At 55.9% G+C, this 19,349-nt stretch carries 22 protein-coding genes and 1 pseudogene; 20 read left to right on the plus strand and 3 right to left on the minus strand.

All coding sequences use genetic code 11. The features are described 5' to 3' along the window. Positions 1 to 127 precede the first annotated feature (127 nt). Positions 128 to 1,216 (plus strand): transposase, encoded by a 1,089-nt coding sequence (locus IE158_RS11660; protein WP_189643883.1) that lies wholly within the window; start codon positions 128 to 130, stop codon positions 1,214 to 1,216. A gap of 81 nt (positions 1,217 to 1,297) precedes the next feature. Further along, a complete protein-coding gene (locus tag IE158_RS11665; protein ID WP_444542460.1) occupies positions 1,298 to 2,398 on the plus strand; it encodes an IS4 family transposase in 1,101 nt (366 codons plus the stop codon). Between the two features lie 465 nt (positions 2,399 to 2,863). Here the strand turns inward: IE158_RS11665 and IE158_RS11670 are convergent, their stop codons facing one another. From IE158_RS11670 to IE158_RS11680, 3 genes are all read right to left on the minus strand, one after another. Further along, positions 2,864 to 3,082, minus strand: a complete 219-nt coding sequence (locus IE158_RS11670; RefSeq protein WP_189643884.1) for a hypothetical protein — start codon at positions 3,080 to 3,082, stop codon at positions 2,864 to 2,866. Continuing rightward, positions 3,079 to 3,900 carry a hypothetical protein gene (locus IE158_RS11675; protein ID WP_189643885.1) on the minus strand — a complete coding sequence of 274 codons (822 nt, stop codon included), beginning with the start codon at positions 3,898 to 3,900 and terminating at the stop codon, positions 3,079 to 3,081. The genes IE158_RS11670 and IE158_RS11675 overlap by 4 nt, the downstream gene beginning before the upstream one ends. 188 nt (positions 3,901 to 4,088) lie before the next feature. Next, positions 4,089 to 4,862 (minus strand): IS982 family transposase, encoded by a 774-nt coding sequence (locus tag IE158_RS11680; RefSeq protein WP_189643886.1) that lies wholly within the window; start codon positions 4,860 to 4,862, stop codon positions 4,089 to 4,091. Between the two features lie 63 nt (positions 4,863 to 4,925). Between IE158_RS11680 and IE158_RS11685 the strand changes: the two are divergent. The 18 genes and pseudogenes from IE158_RS11685 to IE158_RS11770 all read left to right on the plus strand — a co-directional run. After that, positions 4,926 to 5,048: pseudogene (locus IE158_RS11685) on the plus strand (IS982 family transposase); the annotation flags it as partial. A gap of 713 nt (positions 5,049 to 5,761) precedes the next feature. Next, positions 5,762 to 6,862: an IS4 family transposase gene (locus IE158_RS11690; RefSeq protein ID WP_444542461.1), complete on the plus strand. Its 1,101-nt coding sequence runs from the start codon at positions 5,762 to 5,764 to the stop codon at positions 6,860 to 6,862. A 13-nt stretch (positions 6,863 to 6,875) separates the two neighbouring features. Continuing rightward, complete coding sequence (locus tag IE158_RS11695; protein WP_189643887.1) at positions 6,876 to 7,523, plus strand: PRTRC system protein B; 648 nt, start codon at positions 6,876 to 6,878, stop codon at positions 7,521 to 7,523. A gap of 3 nt (positions 7,524 to 7,526) precedes the next feature. Further along, on the plus strand, positions 7,527 to 8,225 hold the full coding sequence (locus IE158_RS11700) for a PRTRC system ThiF family protein (protein WP_189643888.1): 699 nt from the start codon (positions 7,527 to 7,529) through the stop codon (positions 8,223 to 8,225). Between the two features lie 89 nt (positions 8,226 to 8,314). After that, a complete protein-coding gene (locus IE158_RS11705; protein WP_189643889.1) occupies positions 8,315 to 8,614 on the plus strand; it encodes a hypothetical protein in 300 nt (99 codons plus the stop codon). Then, positions 8,614 to 9,096: a hypothetical protein gene (locus tag IE158_RS11710; protein ID WP_189643890.1), complete on the plus strand. Its 483-nt coding sequence runs from the start codon at positions 8,614 to 8,616 to the stop codon at positions 9,094 to 9,096. The genes IE158_RS11705 and IE158_RS11710 overlap by 1 nt, the downstream gene beginning before the upstream one ends. Positions 9,097 to 9,125: 29 nt before the next feature. Beyond that, on the plus strand, positions 9,126 to 9,455 hold the full coding sequence (locus IE158_RS11715; RefSeq protein WP_189643891.1) for an HU family DNA-binding protein: 330 nt from the start codon (positions 9,126 to 9,128) through the stop codon (positions 9,453 to 9,455). 60 nt (positions 9,456 to 9,515) lie between these two features. After that, on the plus strand, positions 9,516 to 9,902 hold the full coding sequence (locus IE158_RS11720) for a hypothetical protein (RefSeq protein WP_189643892.1): 387 nt from the start codon (positions 9,516 to 9,518) through the stop codon (positions 9,900 to 9,902). Positions 9,903 to 9,939: 37 nt separating this feature from the next. Then, the gene (locus tag IE158_RS11725; RefSeq protein ID WP_189643893.1) at positions 9,940 to 11,655 is read left to right on the plus strand and encodes an ATP-binding protein; all 1,716 of its coding nucleotides are present in this window, start codon (positions 9,940 to 9,942) and stop codon (positions 11,653 to 11,655) included. Next, a complete protein-coding gene (locus IE158_RS11730; RefSeq protein ID WP_189643894.1) occupies positions 11,652 to 12,236 on the plus strand; it encodes a hypothetical protein in 585 nt (194 codons plus the stop codon). The genes IE158_RS11725 and IE158_RS11730 overlap by 4 nt, the downstream gene beginning before the upstream one ends. Before the next feature lie 286 nt (positions 12,237 to 12,522). Further along, positions 12,523 to 13,869 carry an RNA-guided endonuclease IscB gene (gene iscB, locus IE158_RS11735; RefSeq protein WP_229839099.1) on the plus strand — a complete coding sequence of 449 codons (1,347 nt, stop codon included), beginning with the start codon at positions 12,523 to 12,525 and terminating at the stop codon, positions 13,867 to 13,869. Between the two features lie 133 nt (positions 13,870 to 14,002). After that, complete coding sequence (locus IE158_RS11740; protein ID WP_229839100.1) at positions 14,003 to 14,527, plus strand: DNA adenine methylase; 525 nt, start codon at positions 14,003 to 14,005, stop codon at positions 14,525 to 14,527. Further along, on the plus strand, positions 14,524 to 15,282 hold the full coding sequence (locus IE158_RS11745; RefSeq protein WP_189643895.1) for a hypothetical protein: 759 nt from the start codon (positions 14,524 to 14,526) through the stop codon (positions 15,280 to 15,282). Before IE158_RS11740 ends, IE158_RS11745 begins: the two co-directional genes overlap by 4 nt. A 292-nt stretch (positions 15,283 to 15,574) precedes the next feature. After that, positions 15,575 to 16,858: an RNA-guided endonuclease IscB gene (gene iscB / locus IE158_RS11750; RefSeq protein ID WP_189643896.1), complete on the plus strand. Its 1,284-nt coding sequence runs from the start codon at positions 15,575 to 15,577 to the stop codon at positions 16,856 to 16,858. A gap of 108 nt (positions 16,859 to 16,966) precedes the next feature. Further along, positions 16,967 to 17,446, plus strand: a complete 480-nt coding sequence (locus tag IE158_RS11755) for a hypothetical protein (RefSeq protein ID WP_189643897.1) — start codon at positions 16,967 to 16,969, stop codon at positions 17,444 to 17,446. Between the two features lie 40 nt (positions 17,447 to 17,486). Further along, positions 17,487 to 18,146 (plus strand): hypothetical protein, encoded by a 660-nt coding sequence (locus IE158_RS11760; protein ID WP_189643898.1) that lies wholly within the window; start codon positions 17,487 to 17,489, stop codon positions 18,144 to 18,146. A gap of 118 nt (positions 18,147 to 18,264) precedes the next feature. Next, on the plus strand, positions 18,265 to 18,618 hold the full coding sequence (locus IE158_RS11765) for a hypothetical protein (RefSeq protein ID WP_189643899.1): 354 nt from the start codon (positions 18,265 to 18,267) through the stop codon (positions 18,616 to 18,618). Positions 18,619 to 19,159: 541 nt separating this feature from the next. Next, the coding region (locus IE158_RS11770; protein ID WP_189643900.1) for a hypothetical protein at positions 19,160 to 19,349 on the plus strand (190 nt) is incomplete at its 3' end.

The following is a 19,349-nucleotide window of genomic DNA, read 5'->3' on the forward strand; positions in this document are numbered from 1 at the left end:
GTCAACCAAATAGCGGCTTCGTCGAGGAAAAGAAGTTTCAGGAGGCCGAACTTGGCCCCCTTTTTACTCAGAACTTGCACCTGAATAGGGAGTCAAAAAGCGCTCCCAGAGCTGAAAATCTGGAAGTGTGTACAAACAGGTTTCAGGGGAGCGCGCCCGTATTCTCGCACGGCAGGTTCTGACAGTTCCAGAGACGCTGTATCAGCAGCGAAGCTTGCAAGCTTCGCTGCACCTCTTCCATAGTCCAGGCCAGAAGACCAAGTTCAGCCAGGCTGAGGGGGTCAGTCCCAGCGCGCTGAGCCGTTTCTTCAACGTCTATGACTGGGATTCAGACCGCTGTTGGGAAGAGATGCAGGACACCCAGTGGCGCACCCTGCTGGATGCAGCTCGTCAAAAACGCAGACCTCGTCTGCGTCTCAGCGTGGACCTGACCACAGTGGAAAAAGTGGGGACTCAGCTACCTTATGTCAGCGTCTACAACGGCAGGCACGGCATTCATCTGGTGGTCCTGTTCGCCGAGTACGGGGAACTGAAGTTCCCCATCTCCTACCGGGTCTATCAGGGCAAGCACACCAGCACTCCCGTCACGTTAGCCCTCGACCTGCTGGAAGAGGTGCCAGACTTCGTGGGGAAGCGCTTTCAGATCTGCGTACTGGCAGACAGCGGATTCGAATCCGCTGTCTTTCTGGACGGTGTGCAGCGCCTGGGTTTCGAGTTCGTAGTGGGTGTGAGGAGTAACCGGCGCACCGATCATCCTGGGCGGGTGACGGTGGCGGATTGTCCACACGGAGGGTACGTCAACCTCGCCAATTGGCCTCTGGAAACGCTGTCTCTGGGGAGGGTGGACCGTGGGGACCGCGAATTCTTTGCAGTGTCATCCGAGCTGTTGGAGGGAGACGAAATCACGGCCGAAGGGAAACGGCGCTGGGCGCTGGAATCCTTTTTTAAGGAAGGCAAGCATCAGTTTGGGTTGGCGCAGTTCGCGCTGCGAACTGCCAGAGGTCTGGACCGCTGGATTCTGATGGTCTTCCTGGCCTTCACTCTGACCATGCTTCACCGCTCAGAGGACATGACCCTGAAGGAAGCTGCACGCTTGGCTCTCTACACCCTGTTCCCCGAAGTCAGACTGAACCACCTGCTGGGCCAGCTTCAAAAAGAGCAAGAATTCCTGCACCAGCACGGCTATTCGCTCAGCTATGCAAGGTGCAAGTTATGAGTACAATCTCAGTACCTGACAGGTTGAAGGAAACGTTGTCTGGATCGCAGAAAAATATGAAGCAGGGCGGCTTATGGAGGTGTGAAACCGAACCAAGCCGCCCTGACGAATGTTGACACATTCGTGGTCTACCTGAAAGAGCGTCTCCCACACCACCGCATGGATCGTCTGCGCTGCGTTGCAGAAGTCCTGTTCGGCATTTTGCAGGCGGAATCCACCCTCCACCGCAAAATCGCGCTCCATATTGACCGTGCTGCAACGACACCGTCCATTACGCGCATGGTGGCCCGTGTGCTGCATGGTGCAGGTCTGACACAGCAGGACATCTTGGATGTCCTGCTTCCACTGCTGCCTGAGGAAAAACTGACCCTGATCATGGACCGCACCAACTGGAAGCACGGTCAGTCTCACCTCAACCTGCTGGTCATCGGCGTGGTGCTGGGCAACGTTACTCTTCCACTTGCTTGGAAAGAACTGAAGCACGGCGGGAACAGTGAATCCAGGGCACGTATGATGCTGGTCGGTCAGCTGCTGAAACACATACCCGCACGCAGGTGGAAGGTCCTGATCGCGGATAGGGAGTTTCTCGGTCAGAAGTGGTTCACGTTTTTACGGCGCAGCGGGATCAAAAGATGCATTCGTATTCGGGCCAATACCGTGGTAGACGGTGAATATGCTCGTGACTGTTTCGCGTCACTGGAGCCGGGTCAAATACGTGCCCTGTTTGACAAGGTCTGGGTTCAGGGCGGCTGGATGCGCGTGGTCGCGACGCTCTCCCCAGAGGGAGAGCGGGTGCTCGTCGCTTCAGACTTATCCGTCTGGGACACGCTCACCATCTATAGGCAGCGCTGGGCCATCGAAACCACCTTCTCTGCCATGAAATCCAGAGGCTTGAATCTGGAGCAAACCCACATGACCAACCCGGAGCGGGTAGGGAACTTGTTTAGTCTGCTGACCCTAGCTTTGACCTGGATGCTGCGCGTGGGGGAATGGCGAGCGGCAGCAAGGCCCATACGTGTCAAAACACATGGTCGCCCTGCGGTCAGCAGGGCGAGGTACGGGTATGAGGAGCTGAGCCGTGCGTTGCGGTGGGGCGGGGAGAAATTCAGGCTCTTTTTGGACCTCTTGAGGACTCCATTTCCTGCGCCAGGAGGGGCTGAAAGGCAACCTGTCAGGTACTGAGGGCGGCGGCTATGCTCTGGGCTGCCTGTGCAAAATAGCTTCCTTCGCTGTCTAACACGATTTCGAGTAGTGTGAGTGCGTCGGCGTCTTGGGGTGACGCGAGAGTAGGAACAGTAACCTGCGCTAAGGGGAAATTCCTGCTGTAATCGTTGTTATCGCAGGATTTCCGAGACCCTCGTCCGACAAGAACGACTTCGATTGGCACGACATTCCTGTCGTTTTGAACACTTATCACAGGAAAAATGACACGAACTGAACGGCTTGGCTGCTATGCCAACCTAATCCTGAAAAAATGTCGTCTAGGGCAGTAATTCCTTCCATCCAAATTCCTTAGCGCAGGAATCGGTTCTTACTCTCACGACAGGCCTACGTCTCCGCGAAGCTCAGCTTTACGCCGATCCCAATAAAATAGGAGGGCTCCTTCAAAACCCTCCTACCTCACTTAATTATAATTTTGTGAATAAGTTACGAATTATTTTTTATCTCCGCTTCCAAAATTGGCAGCAAGCGATCTAATAGCTCTCCTGCTTCCCTTCTTGTCATACCGATAACCGTCTGAAACTCGCTCTCCATCCAAGCATCCTCCTTAGAGTCCGCACTGGAAAGAAAACGGAGAGAATTTAACAAACCGTTATGTAAGGCAGTAATATCCTTAATGTTTAAATTTTCATTGAGATTCTTCATGCTCCAGTAAATCTATTGAAATAATCTTCAGATACAGGAAAAGCGGTGCCTCTATCGAAAGCTCCTGGGTTGTAGATGATTATAACTTTCTTAACAGTATCATAGAGAGCGATTTTTCCATTTAAAACTCCCTTGTCTTTAATAAGATACCGCCCACTGTATCTAGTCTTTATAGAGTTATGTATATATTCCTGTAAAGCCGACTGACTATATATTCCAATGGAACGAGTTGAAAAGCCATTAGCGTGACCTTGCCAGCTATGTGCCGCTAACCTTTGAGAAACTTCATAAGTTGGATGAACAAATTGGTTTCCGCCAGAACAGCTAATCTCATATTCTGGGGTTTCATTTATAGAAGGATTTGCGGTAGCATTATTTCCGAAGAACTCAATCTTGGTTATGTAAGAGCCGATAGAGCAGGGAGCATCAATTTTCAATTTATCGGGACCTAAATTGCTAACTAGATTAGTTTTATAATTGACTGTAGTAGTTGCAATTTTTCTCTGTATGCCGTTATCTACCTTAACGATATGTATGAGCGCATCAACGCTTGCTGATACTTTGTTGCCCAAGCAAAGTATTCCACCATCCGCCCTAATACGGCCCGCTCCGTAGTAAGGACGGTTAGGGCTAATTTTGCAGGCGCCGACCTGTTGCGTCTCTAAACTATCTACGGCAGCACTCCCAGAAGCATCAGACAGGGAACTTTCAACTGTAGAAGTCAAACCATTCCCAGAATCATGCACTTCAGGCAGATTCTGGCTTCCACAACTCGACAGCAATAAACCTAAGATTCCTAAAACGGCTACTTTTTTCATAGACCCTTACCTCCGGACAAATTTATAGCCATCACTCCCTAAATCGCAAACTCCTCAGTATCTGACATCTTGCAGTTTTGAAGTGCTGCTTGGCAGGGACGTCTGGTACGTGAATTTACATGCCAGCCATACTTTCGCAAACACTGTCCTGGACACAATTTCCAGAAACTGCGAGATGTCAACGCCGTTTAGGGCCTAGCAAGATTGTGGGCGAGTACGGCTAAGACGACGCGGAGCTTAAGTGAACCCAGGGTTTTGGTTTGGGCAGAGCGGATTTGAGCTTCCACAAGCGCAGAGAAGACTGTTTCAATACGTTTGCGGATTTTGGGATGGCGAGATTCTCGCCATCCCGTGTCATATCTGGTGTTCTTCTTGGGCGGATACACGTAGCCCAGACAGCAATACCCCTTATCGCCAATGATGGTTGGGCCTTCAAACTCTGGCCATCTGAGATTCAGCTCATAGCTGACCGTAACGTCATGGAGGTTGGCAGGTCGGATGACGTACTGAACGATTTGTCCACCTGGTGTGACCCAGGCGTGCAGCTTATATCCGAAGAACTCGCCCTGAGTTCCAAATCCCCATTTCGCGCCTGGGAACTGACAAAGGTGCGTGCGTTTGGGACGGCAAATGGGGAGGGGCATTGAATCAACTACGACTTCAGTGCAGGGCTGAGCTGGGCTTGCAACATGCTCTAGGAGTGGCAACAGTTTGATGCCCCTGGTGTAGGCCTGAGTGTAGGAAGGAAGACCGGGACGGTCTTCCTTGAGGATGTTCCACCAGATGGAAGGAAATGGATGCTTGAAGACGAGACGGGAGAGCAGCAGAGCAACCAGCATGGCATCTGTGACCTTCTGGTGCGGGCAGATTTTCTGGTCGCTGAAATGCTTCTTAGCCCAGAAATAGAGGTGGCGAATGACGTGCCGACGTCCTAGACTATGGTGGAGACGATATTTAGCCATGTCGTCTCTATTTTTATGTGTCTGAGACGCACTTCACCAGGGGGCGGTCAGGCCCTAAACGGCGTTGAAACAGTCTTCTCTGCGCTTGTGGAAGCTCAAATCCGCTCTGCCCAAACCAAAACCCTGGGTTCACTTAAGCTCCGCGTCGTCTTAGCCGTACTCGCCCACAATCTTGCTAGGCCCTAAACGGCGTGTTGTGTTAAATGGTATCCATTCTTCAGGCCAAGTTTTTGGCGAAAACTCGCGTACGGCGTACGATGCCGGTTCAACGGCATGCTCTACCATTAGTTACATGACCCCCATGATCAGTGTCTACAAGGTTTTTGCGTGACTTCCCTGGGCACAAGACCCCAAACAGGGTGTTCAGAATGTATAGAAGAACATTCAGAAAACTAGTGCCTTGGCTGATAACCTCGGCCTCTCTTTGTTCATGTAAGGGCCAAGAGCCGATGGTCATTAGTGAATTTTACTTAGCAGAAGATGGTTATTTCTCTATACATGCAGAGCTTAAGAACAACACCGATACACCTGTCGAGCTTTTACTGAATTGTTTCTCTCAGGTTGGACTTATAGATAAGTTAGGGACATATATAGAAATGCCCTTGTATTACAACTATGAGGGTAGGCAATCAGTTAAGTTTGATGTGTGTATCGAAGATGTAAGACAGTAATAGAGCCACACGATACATTGGTCTATGAATCAGGAAAAATCAAGATTAGCCCCGAAGTTGATTTGAACAACGTCAGTAAGGTGAAGTTTGCTACGCTCGGCAAGGTTCTGTCTGGCCCTGAGTCTGTTCGGCTTCGCACGACTTCAGATGACCTCTCAGTACCTGACACGTTGAAGGAAACGTTGTCTGGGTCGCAGAAAAATATGAAGCAGGGCGGCTTATGGAGGTGTGAAACCGAACCAAGCCGCCCTGACGAATGTTGACACATTCGTGGTCTACCTGAAAGAGCGTCTCCCACACCACCGCATGGATCGTCTGCGCTGCGTTGCAGAAGTCCTGTTCGGCATTTTGCAGGCGGAATCTACCCTCCACCGCAAAATCGCGCTCCATATTGACCGTGCTGCGACGACACCGTCCATCACGCGTATGGTGGCTCGTGTGCTGCATGGTGCTGGTCTGACCCAGCAGGACATCTTGGATGTCCTGCTTCCACTGCTGCCTGAGGGAAAACTGACCCTGATCATGGACCGCACCAACTGGAAGCTCGGCCAGTCTCACCTCAACCTGCTGGTCATCGGCGTGGTGCTGGGCAACGTTACTCTTCCACTTGCTTGGAAAGAACTGAAGCACGGCGGGAACAGTGAATCCAGGGCACGTATGATGCTGGTCGGTCAGCTGCTGAAACACCTACCCGCACGCAGGTGGAAGGTCCTGATCGCGGATAGGGAGTTTCTCGGTCAGAAGTGGTTCACGTTTTTACGGCGCAGCGGGATCAAAAGATGCATTCGTATTCGGGCCAATACCGTGGTAGACGGTGAATATGCTCGTGACTGTTTCGCGTCACTGGAGCCGGGTCAAATACGTGCCCTGTTTGACAAGGTCTGGGTTCAGGGCGGCTGGATGCGAGTAGTCGCGACGCTCTCCCCAGAGGGAGAGCGGGTCATCATCGCTTCAGACTTATCCGTCTGGGACACGCTCACCATCTATAGGCAGCGCTGGGCCATAGAGACCACCTTCTCAGCCATGAAATCCAGAGGGTTGAATCTGGAGCAAACCCACATGACCAACCCGGAGCGTGTAGGAAACCTGTTTGGTCTGCTGACCCTGGCCTTGACCTGGATGCTGCGTGTGGGGGAATGGCGAGCGGCAGCAAGGCCCATACGTGTCAAAAAACATGGTCGCCCTGCGGTCAGCAGGGCGAGGTATGAGTATGAGGAGCTGAGCCGTGCGCTGCGGTGGGGCGGGGAGAAATTCAGGCTCTTCCTGGACCTCTTGAGGACTCCATTTCCCGCGCCAGGAGGGGCCGAAAGGCAACCTGTCAGGTACTGAGCCCGTTTCCAACATGCAGCTGCAGGCCACCGACGCGCTGGTGCTGTTCAGCGGTCCCCACAGCTCCCTGGTTCAGCACTATCCCTTAAGTCAGATAGACGGTCAGCTGGTCTTCGGAGCCGGGTCCGCCGTCACCGACACCTTCTTTACCGAGCTGGCCCAGCATGCCCGCAGCAGCAGCCTGATGTTTCTCCCCAATGAGGTGCTGGGCTTCTCAACCCGCGAGATGATCTGGTGGGAACCGGCAAAGAAACGCGCCCTGTTCTTCCACGAAAGCAGCAGTGTCCAGATTCAGGAGCCCATTCCACTCCCGGCCCTCCTGTTCCGGGTCACGGCGACAGGGGCCATGAGCATTTACGCCCTAGCAGAGGACACACGCCCCGACCTGGACACTGCGCTCTACCACGCACCTGTTATGAACGTTTTCAACGATCAGCAAGTTTGCCTGGGCAGCACCGAGCTGCCAGAGCACCTTGACCCTCGGCTCACCGCTGAATACAGCGAAGCGTATTTCCGCTCTGCATTCACGCACGGGCGGCCTCAACTGCTGACCGGGCAACCCTACGCTGAGGTGCTGCATGAGGCCGTTGACCGCGGCCACTTTCCTACCGACTACCTTAAACCGGCACATCAGACCCTCGCTGGGCTGTTCAGGAGATGAACTGTGCACACAAGTAACCTGAAACACCAAAAGACTGTCCACCTCGCCTTGATCGGCCTGGGCGGTACCGGCTCAGCCCTGCTCAGCCACCTGGGCAGCCTGTATGCCGGTCTCCAGGCCACAGGCGGTCCAAAACTACAGGTCACCACCTTCGACCCCGATACGGTCAGCCCTGCCAATCTGGCCAGACAGCGCTTTTACCCAGCTGACCTCGGCAAGAATAAGGCGTTCGTCCTCACCGAACGAGTCAACCTGTGCCTGGGCACCGGCTGGCAAGCTGTTCCAGAAAAGTTCTCACAGTCACATCCACACAATTTCAACATTATTGTCAGCTGCGTAGACACGCGAGCCGCCAGGGGAGACATCGCAAAGTTTCTTAATGACAGGCAGGAGACACCCTACTGGCTGGACTGTGGAAACACGGCCAAAACCGGGCAAGTGATTCTGGGACGCCAGGGCACAGCAATGGCTCTTCCCAGCGAACTGCATCCAGAGCTGATTGACGCCTCTTTAGAGGAAGACGCACTTCCCAGTTGCTCAGCTCTAGAAGCAATCTCGCGCCAGGATTTGATGATCAACCCGATGGTGGCGGTCCAGGCGGCAGACCTGCTCTGGAAACTGCTGCATGAGGGGGAGATCAGACACAGTGCGCGCTACTTTGATCTGGAAAGTGGACAAATGGTCAGCCGGGCCGTGCCCTAACACTTCCCACCACACTTCCCCCCCAAGTGGGGGCTTTTTTTCTGGCAGGCACGCTCAGACCCCTCGCGCTCACGCGCAGCGTAGTAAGCATGAGTACCCTCGATATCCTCAGTCATAAGGTCCGTGAAGCCTACAGCCCAGACGCCGCCTTCGTCTGCGTCAGTACGTTACGCGGCTACAGTCTCAGCGTGCTTGACGCTGGTATGAACATTATTCCGCTGCCGGACCACACCAGCTTCGAAACCATCGACCACCTGATTGACCTGGCGACATTCGAATTCGGACCTGGACTCAGTGAATTAAGTGATCCCAACACGCGGCCAGAACCGGTAGATCTCTCAGAACTGTTCGGTGCAGCATCCCCCCAAGCGGCTGACAGGGTGGCATGATGAAAAGGCCTGAAAGCGAAAAACGGATGACCGAGACCCGTTTTGGGCCTGCGGATTATCACATCACGCCTGAAGGCCAACTCAGTCTTTCGTGGCGTGAGCCCGTGACGATCAACGGCGTGGAGTACCACACACCCTGGATCTCACCGCACCATTCTTACCCGGAAATTCACCTGCAGCCCAAGGACTACCGCCGCGCCGCGACACCGGCAGCCAGAGCGGCGCTGCAAAAAGAACACGCGAGACTTAGCGAACAGCTGATCCAGCCAGCCAGCATCCAAGAAGCCCGCATCAGAAGGCAGGAATGGCAGACCTGGAACGCCTGGAATGATATGCAACAGGCCGAGCAGGCCCTGGTAAAGGCCAAAGCGAAGTTTGAAAAGGAAAAACAACGTCTCCAGGAACTTGCTCCAGCGCGGGCCCAGGCGCTCTGCGGCAAAACGGCCATAGAAATGAGCCTGGAAGAATTGCTTGGGGTCTGACCAGCCGGATTCGCAGTCATAATGCATGCATGGCAAAAACAACGAAGAAGACCGTGCCTGCTCCTACCCCCGCCGCTGAAAGCAGCAAGATGGGTAAAGCTGCGCTGATTGCGGAGGTAAGCAGCAAAACGGGCCTCACCCGTCAGCAGGCCAGTGGTGTGACCGACAGCGTCCTCAATGCTGTCATTGAAGCGCTGCAGGCTGGGCAGACCGTCAGCCTGCCTGCGCTCGGCACATTCAGCATCAAGGAAACGGCAGCGCGCACAGGCGTTAAACCTGGCACCACTGAAAAGATCCAGATTCCTGCCGGCAAAAAAGTGGCGTTCAAGGTGGCCACGGGACTCAAAGGCACCCTCTGAATCCACGCTCCACAGCTGAAAGCCCCTGAAAAGGGGCTTTTACGCTTATGCTAGGAGCATATGGTCATGCCCCCCGTCCCAGGCCCCCTTTCTTCCAGAGACCAGCTCCTTGGCAAACGCGTTCACTCTGAACAGGCCCAGCTCTTTTTGCCTTCTACAGACGGGCAATTTCAATTGGTCCCCGTCCAGTATCTGCCTGAAACCATCTGGCGCAACACCCGCAGGTTGGTCCGGCAAACACACTTCGACAACTACACCACCCTCATGACCATCCTGATTCCCTTTCTCGAACCCGGTAGTCCAGGTCCATTCGAGCTGATCTGGCTGTTCAATAACGAGGGGCAGATCATTGAGTACGCGTCAAGTGTGCAGGAGGCTGCGGCACATCACAGGCGGTGGGTTCAGCATTATCTAGATGAGGGACTGACCGAAACCCTGCTGTCCTGAGGGACTGTTCCCTCACTCTAACGAGTGAGCCAGGGGCATGACCCTAACTGAAACCGTCCAGCCCCGAATCGACACCCACCTCCTGACTGAACTGCCGCACTTTTTCGGCGGTTTCCGCGCCAGCGTCCGCGAGCTGCTCCAAAACAGCATCCGCGCCGGCGCGACCCACATCCAGTTTGAAACCACTGATCACGGATTTTCCGTTCAGGACAACGGGCATGGCCTTGACGATCCTCAGCTGCTACTGACCGCCGCCCGTAGCGGCTGGGGGGCGCACGTCACCGACCCAGCTGGCCTGGGTATTCTTAGCCTGCTCAACCCGGAATGGTCCAGCGCGGTCACCTTCCGCTCGAAAGACTGGAGCTTCACGCTGACGCCAGAGCAGTTCATGCGCGCGGACAAGACCGAGGTTCAGCACAGTGAAGCTGTTCTGCAGGGCTTCCGAGTAGAAGTGCAGTTGCACCGCCCACAGAACCTGAAAGAAACACTGCAGGACCTGCGTATCGACGCTGACGAGCAAGACATCTACGTCACGCTCAACGGCGAATCCACAGGGCAGGTCGCGCCGTTCAACGGCCTTCTGATCGAGACTGATGCTGGGCGGGTTATCCTGAGTGAACGCCTCTACAGTGTCCAGATCGACTGGGAAAAACTGTCCGTACCAGCAGATAAACTGAGGATACTGCTAAAGGAAGACCCACTCATTGAAGCGCTGCTGAGTAGATATGGCTTACGTCTGTACCCCAAATCTGGCAGCGGTATCCGGCCCAAGCTTCCAGACCGCGAGAGCGTTATTCATAACGAAGCGCTAGAAACGGCAGCCATACAGATCACCGCTGCCCTACGAGAACGCGTGTTACAAGAAGCCCGGGACTGGGCCGCAAACCGGGTAGACATTTCTGAGGAGAGCATCAGACATGCCGGACGTGACGAGGTCCCCCACACACTCCTGACCAATAACGTCACATCCCTGGCCCTGAAAGAACTGGGCTACCAACGGGTGCGGTCTGAGAGTCTGAACGTTGAAATCAACATCGATGACGACGGTGACAAGTACAACGACCTGCCCGGCAATCATTCATGTGATTTCACTCTTAGACCCACCCGGCGGTGCGGCAGCGAACACTGGCTCACCCAAGAAGCCCTGCTGCGCGGACACGGCGGCCTGCCACTGGTCAGCCTGGACGGTGATGGCGAGGAGTGGTCGCCCAGCATCACTGCCCACACACATCAGCTGATTCCCCCGCAAGTGCCCGGCGGGTTCGAGATCGTGCTAGCAGACGACCTGAGACTGGACGGCTGCAGCGTCCCTTTCGCCGTGTGCGAAACGAGCGGTGTGGTCTACCTGCAACGCCGGGAAGACGGCAGCGATGTCCCCAGGGCCATTCTGGACGCTGCCGGCACGCTGGCTCTCCAGCGAGTCATCCTCACGGACGAAACCGGCGACTATGACCCGCTGGAGGAGTACTTCGACCTCCACGAGCCGGACAGCCGCATCACCGGGCGGGACATCGGCCGCCTCCTGCAGGAGCAGCTCCGGGCCACCCTCAAAGCAGACGAGGTGGAACGGGAGCGGCAACTTGAAGTCCTAAACAGGGAGCTGAGGCGTCTGACTGAACTGGAACGCATAATCCAGAACACCGCAGCGGAACTCGGCGCGCAGGCACAAGCGGCCGCACTGCTGGACCGGCTGGCTGGAAAGCGGCAAGCCGTCCAGGAAGAAGTGCAAAGTCTGAAGCAGGAAACCGCATGAAGGTGCCGCACATCACCAGCCTGATTCACAGTGGGCAGCTCACGGCCCTGATTGAGAGTCCCTGCCCTGCATTTAGCGCTATCCAGTGCCTGAACGGGTACACCTGCGATGATTTCGCGGGCAATGCCTTCGTCCTCTCGCGCCGCCCTGGCAGCCCCGGCAGCCCCACTGGGGGAGTGCTCGCCGGACCAATGGGTACGTTCACCGTACCGCCCCTGCCAGAGCGGGGGTTCTGGACCGTCAGCGACCTGACTCCCAGCTCGGCGCAGGTTCCGCTCTACCGCACTTCACTTCGGCTCGAACTGGAGGTCTGCTCACAGCCTGCCTCACCTGTCTGCCTTCCGGAAAACGTTCAGCTGGAAGGCAACCGCCTGAGCAGCCACAGCGAACTGAACATCTTCGCCCCGGACGCGGACGAACTTCGTGACCTGCTGACCCGCGTGACCCCGGACAACCTCAGCTTCGCCTTCAAGAGCAGCCTGTTGCGCGCCGCCTCGCAGCTGGGAGCGGGTGATATCGCTGCTACGGACATCCTGCAGCCCGTGTGGCATGTCGGGCCAAGCGCAGGAGGCCATCCATGAGCAGCGCCTATACCCCCCTCAAACGCGGCCTCTTCTCAGACTTCTTCGGCCACGTCCTCAAACCAGAGTAACGAATCCCCGGACTCCAGTCCGAGGCATTTAAGCCTTATTCGTCACCCGAGGACTTTTTTTAAGTAAACGATGTTCAGGCCACCACACCCAAAAATGCCTCGCCAGTTTTTGGCTACCCGCGCAGCAAAAAGCGCCTCAGAGCAAAGCTCATCGGCACTGCGCGGTCTGTGTTTGCAGACAAAGAAAGCCGGGAAGGGAACCCCCGCGCCCCTGAATGCAAAGCGACAAACCTGAACATGCCCCTCTAGGCGAACTTTACATGGCGCTTACGCGCAACAAGGAAACCATGTCTAACCGAGTATTCGTTCTTAACCCAGACACAACCCCGCTGATGCCCTGCACGGCAAAGCGGGCCAGGAAGATGCTGGAAGCTGGCAAAGCTGCCGTCTGGCGTCGCTACCCCTTCACCATCATCCTCAAGTCTGAAGCAGGTAAAGGGTCTCAACCCCTTGCCCTCAAGCTCGACCCTGGCAGCAAAACGACTGGTATGGCTTTAGTGCTAGACGGCAAGCATGGCAAGAAAGCCATCTGGGGAGCAGAACTCCACCACCGGGGCCATGCCATTCGGGACAGCCTCACCAGAAGAAGACAACTGCGTGCTTCCCGCAGAAGTCGCAAACTCCGTCACCGTCCCGCTCGATTCCTGAACCGCACAAGAGCTGAAGGCTGGCTCCCCCCATCCCTGATGCACCGGGTGCTGACGGTCATCTCTTGGGCGAAGAGGCTGGACCGCTTCACGATGCTGGATTCCTTCAGCATGGAGTTGGTCAGCTTTGATACCCAGAAGATGATGAATCCTGATATTCAGCGTCAGGACTATCAGCGCGGCACTCTGTTCGGAACTGAAGTCCGCGCCTATCTGATGCACAAGTGGGAAGGCAAATGTGCCTACTGCGGCAAAAAGGAAAAGGGCTTGCAAGTCGAACATCTGCTTCCCCGTTCTCGCGGTGGTTCTAACCGTATCAGCAACCTGGTCATGTCCTGCCAAAAGTGCAATGCAGCCAAAGGGTCCAAAGCCCTTGAAGAGTTCCTGAGGCGCAAACCTGCAGGGCTGAAGCGCATCCAGGAGCAGCAGAAACAGAGTCTCGCTGATACTGCCGCCGTTAATGCCACCAAGCACCGCCTACTGGACGAGTTGAAATGTTTTGGCTATCCAGTGGAGACGGGAAGCGGCGCGCAGACGAGCTTCAATCGCCAGCAGCAGGGCTATGACAAAGCCCACTGGATTGACGCGGCCTGCGTTGGTGACTCTGGTGAGCAGGTGCAGGTGAAGCCCCTGGAACCGCTAAAAATCAAGTGCATGGGACGCGGCAATCGCCAGATGTGCGGCACGGACAAGTATGGATTTCCTATCAGGCACCGCACCCGTCAGAAAGTCTTCTTCGGCTTCCAGACGGGCGATATCGTTCGGGCCGAAGTTCTCTCCGGCAAATATGTAGGCGTTCACGTCGGGCGCATTGCAGTACGGGCAAGACCGAACTTCAAACTTGAAACCTTCGACGTACATGCAAAATATCTCACCGCCCTACACAAGGCAGATGGTTATAGCTATAGCTTTTAAGCGCACCCTGAGGGGTGTGGCGGCATTCACCCCCGGTCTAAAGACCGAGGCCTCCTGCCGCATTCTGTGAGAGCTGGTCAGCCGGGCACGCTTCGACGAGCTGAAAGACACTGATCCCGAAACGCTGAAGCCTGTGGCGCGAGCCGCGCGGCTGTACTACCTGCTAAACGCGGGCTGGGGCGGAGAGCTGCGCTATCCCCGCTTTCAAACAGCCATCCGGGACGCCGGCGGCGGGAACCGGCTGCTCGGTGCCATCAAGCACATCGAGCGACGCATCCTGCCTGTGCATGAGCGGCTTCGGAATGTCGCCATCAAGCAAGGACCAGCCAGTGAGGTGATCGCTGCCCATGACAGCCCGAAAACCCTCTTTTACCTTGACCCACCCTATCCGGGTAACGGCGTGAATTACCGCCTCAACATGCGAGACCAAGAAGCGCATGAACAGCTAGCCCAACAACTGACCACGCTGAAGGGCCGATTCATCGTGAGCAGCTATGACCGTCCCGAAATCCGGGAACTGTACGGCAAGCAATGGCACTACACGCCTATTGGCAATGTCTCAGGAATGGCCGCCAGCGGCAGGCAGGGGAGAGTTCCAAACCGCGAGGTTCTGATCACGAATTTCGACCCTCACCTGACGGTGAGTGCAGGAGCATGACCACCTTTGAGCTCACGCAGACGTCCGTCAACCGGGCTGCCATTGAAGCGGCCGCCGCTTATACGAATCCCGCTCCAAAGCAGGTGGCCTGGTCGGCACATGGCTTTACGCTCTATCAGGGCATCCACGAGTTTCCGTTCACACTGCGTGAAACGGATGCACAGAGCATCTGGCACACCGCCGACCTGTCCGACTATCAGGCCTGCTGGCACCTCAGTGCCTTGACCGGGAACATGAGCATCTCCCCGTTCTTTGGCGTGCTGTTCGGCCTGCCTGAATTGGCCAAACGGCACCAGGGCCACCTGCGAGAAGGCCGAAGCTACAGCCTGTACCATCCTGGAGAAACCACCACGCCCGGACAACTGCGCTTACCGAAAGGCCGCTGGATCACGGCCATCATTGAGCAAAGCAGCACCCATAGCCTGCTGCTGCTTGGCGGCATCCCAGCAGGCATGGTGACATGGCCGAACCAGGAACTCATCGCTTATCAGCACCTGAGCGACCGCGAACTCCGGCGCATCGGCCTTCCCAGACTCAGCCCTGAAGAACAGCTTCCTGCCGTCTGGCAACCCACCGACGAAGCCCTACAGGACATTCTGAGCGGCCTTGAACAGGGATACCAGAGCCACGACTTCATGATGAAGACCTGGAATGTGCCATTTGAGGGCGCACTCGGAAACACTCCAGCCCCCACGGTCAAAGAACGGCTGAACACCCTGTACAAACAGCAGCAACTTGGTGAGCAAGTACGATGAAGCATCGAGCCAACATGGAGAGTGCAACTGCACTGCATCACCCTGGAGCAACCGTAACGAATCCCCGGCCTAAAGGCCGAGGCATTTAAGCCTTATTCGTTACCCGACGACTCTTATCGAGTAACCGACGAAATGGTCACGACACCTTCAGATGCCTCGCCAGTCTGAAGCTCTGTCTCCCCAACAAAGAAAGCCGGGAAGGGAACCCCCGCGCCTCTGGTAAGGAACCAACAAGCCATTTCGTGCCCGTCTAGGCGAACTTTACATGGCGCTTACGCGCAACAAGGAAACCATGTCCAACCGAGTCTTCGTTCTTAACCCAGACAAATCCCCACGGATGCCCTGTATCCCTAAGCGGGCCAGGAAGATGCTGGAAGCAGGCAAAGCTGCCGTCTGGCGGCGTTACCCCTTCACCATCATTCTCAAATCTGAGGCCGGGCGACAATCTCAACCCCTCACTCTCAAACTAGACCCTGGTTCTAAAACCACTGGCATGGCCCTGGTCCTCGAAGGCAAAACAGGCCGTCAGGTGGTCTGGGGGGCCGAACTCCACCATAGAGGCCATGCCGTTCGGGACAACCTCACCAAGAGAAGACAACTGCGCTCAGCTCGCAGAAGTCGCAAACTCCGTCACCGCCCTGCACGGTTCCTGAACCGGACCCGACCTGAAGGTTGGTTACCCCCATCTCTGATGCACCGGGTTCTGACAGTCATCTCCTGGGCAAAGAGACTGGACCGCTTCACGATGCTGGATTCCTTCAGCATGGAACTGGTCAGCTTTGATACCCAGAAGATGATGAATCCTGATATTCAGCGCCAGGACTACCAGAAAGGCACGCTGTTCGGCACTGAATGTCGGGCTTATCTGATGCACAAATGGGAAGGGAAGTGCGCCTACTGCGGCAGAAAAGCCGAAGAGGTAGAGCACCTTGTTCCCCGCTCCCGCGGTGGTTCCAACCGTATCAGCAACCTGGTGATGTCTTGCCGCAAGTGCAACAACCTGAAGGACAACCAGACGCTAGAAGAGTTCCTGAAGCGTAAGCCCGCACAGCTTCGCCGCATCCAAGCTCAGCAACAAGCGAGCCTTGCTGATACTGCCGCCGTTAACGCCACCAATTACCGTCTGCTGGACGAGCTGAAACGTTTTGGCTATCCAGTAGAGACGGGAAGTGGCGCACAGACGAGCTTCAACCGCCAGCAGCAGGAGTACGACAAGGCCCACTGGATAGATGCCGCCTGCGTCGGTAATTCTGGCGAGCAAGTCCGCGTTCCGCATCTTCGCCCCCTGCAAATCAAGTGCATGGGACGCGGCAACCGACAGATGTGCCGCACTGATAAGTACGGCTTCCCCAACAAGCACCGCACCCGTCAGAAAGTCTTCTTCGGCTTTCAGACGGGCGACATTTGTAGGGCAATTGTCACCACAGGCAAGAAAATTGGAGCCTACGTCGGGCGGATTTCTGTTCGCGCCACCGGCTCCTTTGCCCTCTTTCTGGGGGCAGGAAAAGTAGATGGCATCAACAAACGGTTTTTTCAGACGCTTCAGCGTCAAGACGGCTACAGCTATAGCTTTTAGCGAAGCTTTTCTCCTCCCCGCACTGAAGTACGGGGTATCCGAAAAGGATTTTCTATGAGACATTCCCTTTTGAGCCAGTTCACAGGATCAACTGAAAGCATCCTAGCAATGACCGACCCCATCTTCGCTTTCGCACCAAAGCTGCTGGCAATCATCCTGTTTCTGTTCTTCACGCTGTCCATGGCATTAAAACTTCGGGACCCCGGCCCCCGCCTCCCACCACGCCATAAAAGCCTGAAAGCAGCCAACGACATACAAAAAGAGATCAACTACCGCTGGATTCGATTGCTGGATCAACACTTCCCTGGATGGGACATGATGGACGGGCCATGCCCCGTCCCAGCTGAGCTGCAAAGCGCCTCCAAGGCCCTGAACAAAGCCGAGCAGTACAACCCTTACCAGCACTTCGGAAGCAGTATGCAACTGGCAGGCCTGAGTGATTACGACCTCTGCCACTGGCCTAAAGCGGCCACGAGGACATTCGAAGAACACCGCCAACAGCTGCAGCAAGCAGCACAAACCTCAGCCCAGAGGCCCCAGGCATCCTGCCTCCCCCCACCTGGGCCAGGGCCGGAGCTTGTTCCCTGAACTCACCTAGGCGGCACCTTCCCAAGGAGGCAAAACACGTATGGCAACAGACAACAACGCACCCGGTAGCGATACCTGTGAACCGCTCGAAGAAACCAGGCTCCAGCAGGAAGCAACGTCAGGTCAAGAAGCAGTCCAGCAGTTGGCCGCCGAATATCGGCCATCAATGGATGTGGACGTGCTGCACAGTTGGGCGGCGCACGCAGCAGCAGCTCTCGCTGCCACACACGCCGCCCTGGAAGCTTCACAGCAATCACGGCTGCAGGCCGAGGCCCTAGTCAAGCAGTTTCGCCAGCAGGCTGCCCAGGAAGCCAACGAGGCAGCGCAAGCTTTCCGGCAAAATCAAATGGATGTCAGAAAATTTTGCCAGGGTATGGAATCGGGCCTGCTCTCTGCCGCCAGTCAGCTCGAACAGGCCATCAGCACCGCCCAGGTCCCGGAGGTGAGCCATGTCGAGTCAACCCAGGTCCAATCCAATCCGCCCAGGCCCGTCAAGGCAGCCGTGCTGCGTGAACGCCTTGACGAGCTGAACACCCAGATCGGGGCCCTTGAGCACGAGCGCGAGCTGACCTGGGCAGCCCTGAACGCCACCGACTGTTATGAGACCCTAGATACCCCCGGCAACCTCAAAAACGCACTGCATCAGCAAGGCAGGCTTGCTGACCTGAAAAACAACCCGGGACAGGAGCGTAGGCACTGATCAATTCAGGTGCGACTCCCATTCAGCACTGCTCAGTCAGCAGTCTCTCCCGCTGCTGCGGGATGCATATTCAGCGTGAACTTGCCACTTTCCGCCCCCTCACCCCAGGAGCATACTCATGACCACTGACCCACGGACACCAGAAGACCAGCAGACCCAGGCTCACATGGTCCCGAACGAACAACGTGAAGTGACCGTACGCGGCAATGGACAACCCAAGCCTGCAGGGACCTGGGACTGGTATGGGAGCCTTGACCCAGCCCATCACCAGGGCCATCAATGGATGAACACCTTCAGCATCGGCGTGTTCCAGTGGATCCCCGCTGGCAAGTCCCGACCTAGCCAGACCAAGAAGGGCAAGAGCGTCAAGCGCTTCAGCGCGCCGGTCCACGCCCCCCATGAAGCCTACGAGGCAGCGACCAAGTTTATTGAGGCCCAAGAAGCGCTGAGCGCTGAGGAAGCCCAAGAATGACCGTCCCTCCAGAAATTGACCCGGGTACCAGAAGCCCGCAGCTTCCCCAGGATCAGATGGATCTGATCTGAAACTGGGAAAGCCACCCGGTGAATCACTATGTCCCTCCTACAGTTACCGGTGGCACTTCGCCCAGTTTGTGGAGGATGGACGGTGGCACTTCGCCCAATTAACGGTGGCACTTCGCCCAGTTGTTCTCCCAGAGACGGTGGCACTTCGTCCAGTTTGTGAAGGATAGACGGTGGCACTTCGCCCAATTAACGGTGGCACTTCGCCCAGTTGTTCTCCCAGAGACGGTGGCACTTCGTCCAGTTTGTAAGGGATAGACGGTGGCACTTCGCCCAATTAACGGTGGCACTTCGCCCAGTTTGGCCTCAATCTGACGTCATAGACGGCAAAGGCGAGGCTCCCTTGAATGATTGATCATTCTTCTTTTCTTTCTTTTTTATCTTCCAATAGAGAATCAATCACTCAAGAAGCGCATGGTCCACTGACCATCTGGCCCCTGGCAAACCTTTGCCAAACCCCCTAGGATCAACCCATGCCCCAGTCAGGAGAACCGGCCAGCCTCAGCGCCCTGCTGGGTAGCCATGCGATGGAGCGCAATCTGGCGCGCATCGGACCCATCATTGCCCTGAACCGCGTGCCAGCAAACCGGACAAGTTGGAGCAAACAGCTCAGCGCCGGCCCTTTTGGAGAAATCCGTGCCAGCTGCACGGCGCTAGGCGGCC

This window comes from Deinococcus piscis, assembly GCF_014653275.1.
GTDB lineage: Bacteria > Deinococcota > Deinococci > Deinococcales > Deinococcaceae > Deinococcus > Deinococcus piscis.